The organism is Stieleria sp. (assembly GCF_041595215.1).
GTDB classification, from domain to species: Bacteria; Planctomycetota; Planctomycetia; order Pirellulales; family Pirellulaceae; genus Stieleria; species Stieleria magnilauensis.
Genome location: NZ_JBFHKV010000741.1, coordinates 1 through 4,479, shown reverse-complemented (window position 1 = coordinate 4,479; position 4,479 = coordinate 1). Strand labels below are relative to the sequence as shown.

At 61.0% G+C, this 4,479-nt stretch carries 4 protein-coding genes; 3 read left to right on the top strand and 1 reads right to left on the bottom strand.

What is annotated here, in order from left to right; translation table 11 throughout:
* Nucleotides 1-93: 93 nt before the first annotated feature.
* Complete coding sequence (ispH, locus tag ABX749_RS23455) at nt 94-1,032, bottom strand: 4-hydroxy-3-methylbut-2-enyl diphosphate reductase (protein WP_372898136.1); 939 nt, start codon at nt 1,030-1,032, stop codon at nt 94-96.
* A 14-nt stretch (nt 1,033-1,046) separates the two neighbouring features.
* Between ispH and hpnC the strand changes: the two genes are divergently transcribed.
* Genes hpnC through hpnE form a run of 3 tightly spaced genes read left to right on the top strand, consistent with a single transcriptional unit; the run spans nt 1,047 to nt 4,389 of the window.
* On the top strand, nt 1,047-1,955 hold the full coding sequence (hpnC, locus tag ABX749_RS23450) for a squalene synthase HpnC (RefSeq protein WP_372898135.1): 909 nt from the start codon (nt 1,047-1,049) through the stop codon (nt 1,953-1,955).
* Nucleotides 1,956-1,957: 2 nt separating this feature from the next.
* The gene (locus ABX749_RS23445; RefSeq protein ID WP_372898134.1) at nt 1,958-2,938 is read left to right on the top strand and encodes a phytoene/squalene synthase family protein; all 981 of its coding nucleotides are present in this window, start codon (nt 1,958-1,960) and stop codon (nt 2,936-2,938) included.
* Complete coding sequence (gene hpnE, locus ABX749_RS23440) at nt 2,935-4,389, top strand: hydroxysqualene dehydroxylase HpnE (RefSeq protein ID WP_372898133.1); 1,455 nt, start codon at nt 2,935-2,937, stop codon at nt 4,387-4,389. Before ABX749_RS23445 ends, hpnE begins: the two co-directional genes overlap by 4 nt.
* Nucleotides 4,390-4,479 lie beyond the last annotated feature (90 nt).

Sequence of the window (4,479 nt, the reverse complement as noted above, 5' to 3'; positions counted from 1 at the left end):
CGTTTTGCCCCCATCGTTTTGCCCCCATCGTTGTGCCCCCATCGTTTTGCCCCCATCGTTTTGCCCCCATCGTTTTGCCATCCCACCGCGACGTCACTTCGCAGCCGAGATCGCCCGCAACGGTTTCGGCAACGGAAACTCCACCGATTCTTCCCGCACGGTCGCCGTTTCCACGCTGGCGTCGAATTCTTGCCGGAGCCAATCAATGGTCTCTTGCACCACCGATTCGGGCGCACTGGCCCCGGCGGTGATCAGCACCGTGTCGGCGTCACGGAAATCGTCCCGTTTCAAATCGCCCGGCCCGTCGACGAGGAACGCGCGCTTTCCGCGGTCGGCAGCCAACTCCCGCAAGCGGGCGCTGTTGCTGCTGTTTTGGCTACCGAGCACGACGACGACGTCGGCGTCTTCAGACAGTATTTTGACGGCATCTTGTCGATTCTGGGTGGCGTAACAGATGTCGCCTTTGGGCGGACTTTGGATCATCGGAAACCGCTCCCGCAGCTTGGTGATGATTCGGTTGGCGTCATCGACGCTGAGCGTGGTTTGCGTCAACAGGGCGATCTTTGATTCGTCGGCGACCTCCAACGTCTGCACATCCTGTTCATCTTCGACCAACACGATCGCTTCGGGCGCCTCGCCCATCGTCCCGATCACTTCATCGTGCCCTTGGTGCCCGATCAAGACGATCGTGTAGCCCAGCTTGGCGTACTTGATCGCTTCCAAGTGAACCTTGGTGACCAGCGGACAGGTGGCGTCCAGTGCGGTCAGGTTGCGAGCGGCGGCGGCGGCGCGGATTGCCGGCGACACGCCGTGTGCGGAAAACATCAGCACGCTTCCCTCGGGCACCTCCTCGACCGAATCGACAAACACCGCCCCTTTTTGCTTGAACGTGTCGACCACGAACTGATTGTGTACGATCTCGTGGTACACGTAGACCGGAGCGCCAAAATGTTGGAGCGTCAAATCCAACGAGTCGACAGCCATGTTGACCCCCGCACAAAATCCCCGGGGGGCGGCCAGCACAATTTTCATTGAATCAATCCTGAATGTCGTCCGGAACCACGCCGCCGATCGAGTTAAAAAAAAGCCAGCGGTATTGCCGTCAGCTCGCCACGTCCCACTACGAAAACTTCCTCGTCGCTTCTATTTTACTGCCGCGGCGAATGCGACAACCGTTTTACAACATTTACGCGTTTTGTCGTACCGCCGACGATGTCGCGGACGAATCGGCCGACGACCGCACCGCCCTGGCTGGCCTGGACCGCTTGCAACACCAGATCGACCGGTTGTTTGCCGGCCAGCCTCCAGCGGACAGCCAGGCCCCGACGAACAGCCAGACCCCGACAGAGGGACTCTTCCCCGCCTTGGCCGACACCGTCGCAACCTATCGCCTGGACAAACGCCCCTTTGATGATCTGTTGTCGGCGTTTCGGCAAGACCAACAGATCAAACTATACGAATCGACGCCCCAACTGATCGATTATTGTTCGCGTTCGGCCAATCCGGTCGGACGTCTGGTGCTGCAATTGGCCGATTCCCTCGACCCGACAACGGCTGCCCTGTCGGACGAAATCTGCACCGGACTGCAGCTGGCCAATTTTTGGCAAGACATTTCGCGAGATCACGCGATCGGCCGGATTTACATGCCCGCCGACGTCCGCGAGCGGTTTGGCGTCAGCGTGTCGATGCTCGCCGAACCGTCCACGCCCCCAGCCCTGCGTGAATTGCTCGCTTTTCTGTGCGACCAAGCCGAGAATTATTTCCATCGCGGATTGCCTCTGGTCGATCATGTCCCCGCTTGGCTGCGCAGCGACATCAAACTGTTCGCCCACGGCGGTCTGGCGACGCTCGACGCGATTCGAGCCATCGACTTCGATGTCCTGCGTGTCCGGCCCAAAGTTGGGAAAATCAAACAAGGACTGCTCGTCGGGCGTGCATTGTTCGGCAAACTGTAATCATGCGATCCGCTTCCATCACGACCGACAGCTACCGACGGGTGCGACGCATTTCGCGCCGCAGCGGCAGCAACTTTTATCGCTCGTTTTGGCTGCTGCCACGCGAAAAACGCAACGCCATGTGCGCGCTCTACGCCTTCGCCCGGATCACCGATGACATCGGCGATTGCGACGAACCGGCGGCGCTGCGAACCCGCTGGCTGGATTGGTGGCGACAAACCACGGCACTGAACCTGATCAGCGACACCCCGGTGGACCATGTGCCGCTGTCTCCGGGATTGGCCGACGACACGTCGGACTGGCCGATCGATCTGTTTCGTCATGCCAAAGAAATCATGCCGGCGCTGCGCGACACGACGCGACGGTTTGAAATCCCTACTCGCTACCTGTTGGAAATCGTCGACGGCGTCCTGGCCGACCAACAGAAAACGCGTTTCGACACCTACGAACAGCTGGAACATTATTGTTACCTGGTCGCATCGGCCGTCGGGTTGGCGTGTCTGCACATCTGGGAATTCGACGCCCCGTTGCCCATGCGTGCGGCCGTCGACTGTGGACTGGCGTTTCAACTGACCAACATCCTGCGCGACATTTCCGAAGACGCCCAGCGGGGACGGATTTACTTGCCCCGCCAGCACTTTGCCCAACACGGATTGTGCGAAGATGATCTGCTGGAACCGCGTCCGGACGACCGCTTGGTTTGTCTGATCGAAGACGAAATCCGTCGCGCCAAAACACTTTATGTCAGCGGCTGGCAGGTTTGGGATTCACTCGGCCCCGACGGCCGCCCGATGTTTTCGATGATGTGGCGGACCTACCGTCGACTGCTCGATCGCATCGCGGAAAACCCACGCGCGGTCGCGACGCGGCGGGTCGAACTGAGCACTGCGACGAAACTCGGCCTCGTTTCCCAGCACTTCCTCAAGCCGATTTTTCATCGTCTGCCCGTGCCACCGATCGAAGTCACCGAGGCCGGCGCGTGACCGGACAGCGTGTCGTGATCGTCGGCGGCGGGTTGGCCGGGATGGCCGCCGCCGAGACACTCTCGCGGGTTCATCCCGACGATCAAGTCACGCTGCTGGAATCCAAACGGATCCCCGGCGGCCGCGCCGGATCCTACGTCGATCCCGAGACGGAAACGGCAGTCGATTATTGCCAGCATGCCGCGATGGGTTGCTGCACCAACTTGATCGAGATGCTGGATCGATGTGGTTTGCAACAATACTTCCGACGCTACCGTTCGCTGACGTTCTTGCACCCCGATCATCCGCCGAGTCGATTCGCACCGAACCGTTGGCTGCCGCCGCCGTTGCACTTGTTGGGGACCATTGGTGCGCAGCGTTACCTCGCCGCCCGGCAGAAACGCGAGATTCTTTGCGGGCTGTGGAAACTGATGCGGACGCCGCCGCGAGCGTTGGGGGACTGCCGCGCCCGGCAATGGCTGGCCCACGCGGGTCAAAGCGACGACAGCGTGCGGGAGTTCTGGGACGTGATCCTGGTCAGCGCCTTGGGAGAAACGACCGGACACGTCTCGATGGCTGCCGCCCGCAAGGTGCTGATCGACGGATTCGCGATCGCCCGCGGTGCCAGCGATGTGCTGGTTCCCACTCTGCCGCTGGCCGAGTTGTTTGGGCGTCAGCTCTCGGCAGTGTTGACCGGTCGAGGCGTGGAGATTCGGACCGGGCACACCGTGGAACAAATCACCCCCGAAGCACGTGTGATCACCGCATCAGGCGGCTTGGATGCCGACGCCGTGATCTGCGCCGTCCCTTGGCACCGAATCGACAAACTGTTCGACCGATGGCCTGACGCGGATCGAAGTCGGTTGCCGGACGTGGACGCGATTTCGCAAATCCCGTCGTCTCCCATCACGGGGCTGCATCTCTGGTTTGATTCGCCCATCACGGCATTGGATCATGCAGTGATGGTGGGCACGACCGCACAGTGGCTGTTCCGTGACCCGTTTGATTCGCATCACCCGCCGGCCGCGACATCCACCGATGAGCCGTCGCAATATTACTATCAGGTGGTGATCAGCGCGTCCAAGGAATCGATTTCGGGGTCCAAACAGGAACTGATCGACACCGTTTTGGCCGAACTTCGACACGCCTTTCCGGCCGCCAGAAACGCAAGCCTGTTGCGTCACCGCTTGGTCACCGACCCAAACAGCGTGTTTTCGTTGCGTCCGGATGTCGATGCGATCCGTCCGGCTGCGACCACGCAACTGCCCTGGCTCGCTCTGGCGGGGGATTGGACGCAAACGGGTTGGCCGGCCACGATGGAAGGCGCCGTGATCAGCGGTCGCTTGGCGGCACAGGCGGTCGCACAGCAGCCTGGACGCGATTCCCATCCAGACGTGGTCCCGCCAAATCGCTACCTTTGCCCTGGCCTGCCCCCCGGACGCCTCGCCCGCTGGATGATCCGCCACGACTGAAGGTTTGCCACTGTCATACGATGTGACGCAGGATCGTCTTTTCTCCGACCGAGACCGGAACTCTTGGACACCGCACTTCCCAAACACATT

What these genes read in the sequence shown, in the direction of transcription:
- ispH (WP_372898136.1), bottom strand. Translation starts at nt 1,032, where the DNA reads ATGAAAATTGTGCTGGCCGCCCCCCGGGGATTTTGTGCGGGGGTCAAC.
- hpnC (WP_372898135.1), top strand. Translation starts at nt 1,047, where the DNA reads ATGTCGTCCGGAACCACGCCGCCGATCGAGTTAAAAAAAAGCCAGCGG.
- ABX749_RS23445 (WP_372898134.1), top strand. Translation starts at nt 1,958, where the DNA reads ATGCGATCCGCTTCCATCACGACCGACAGCTACCGACGGGTGCGACGC.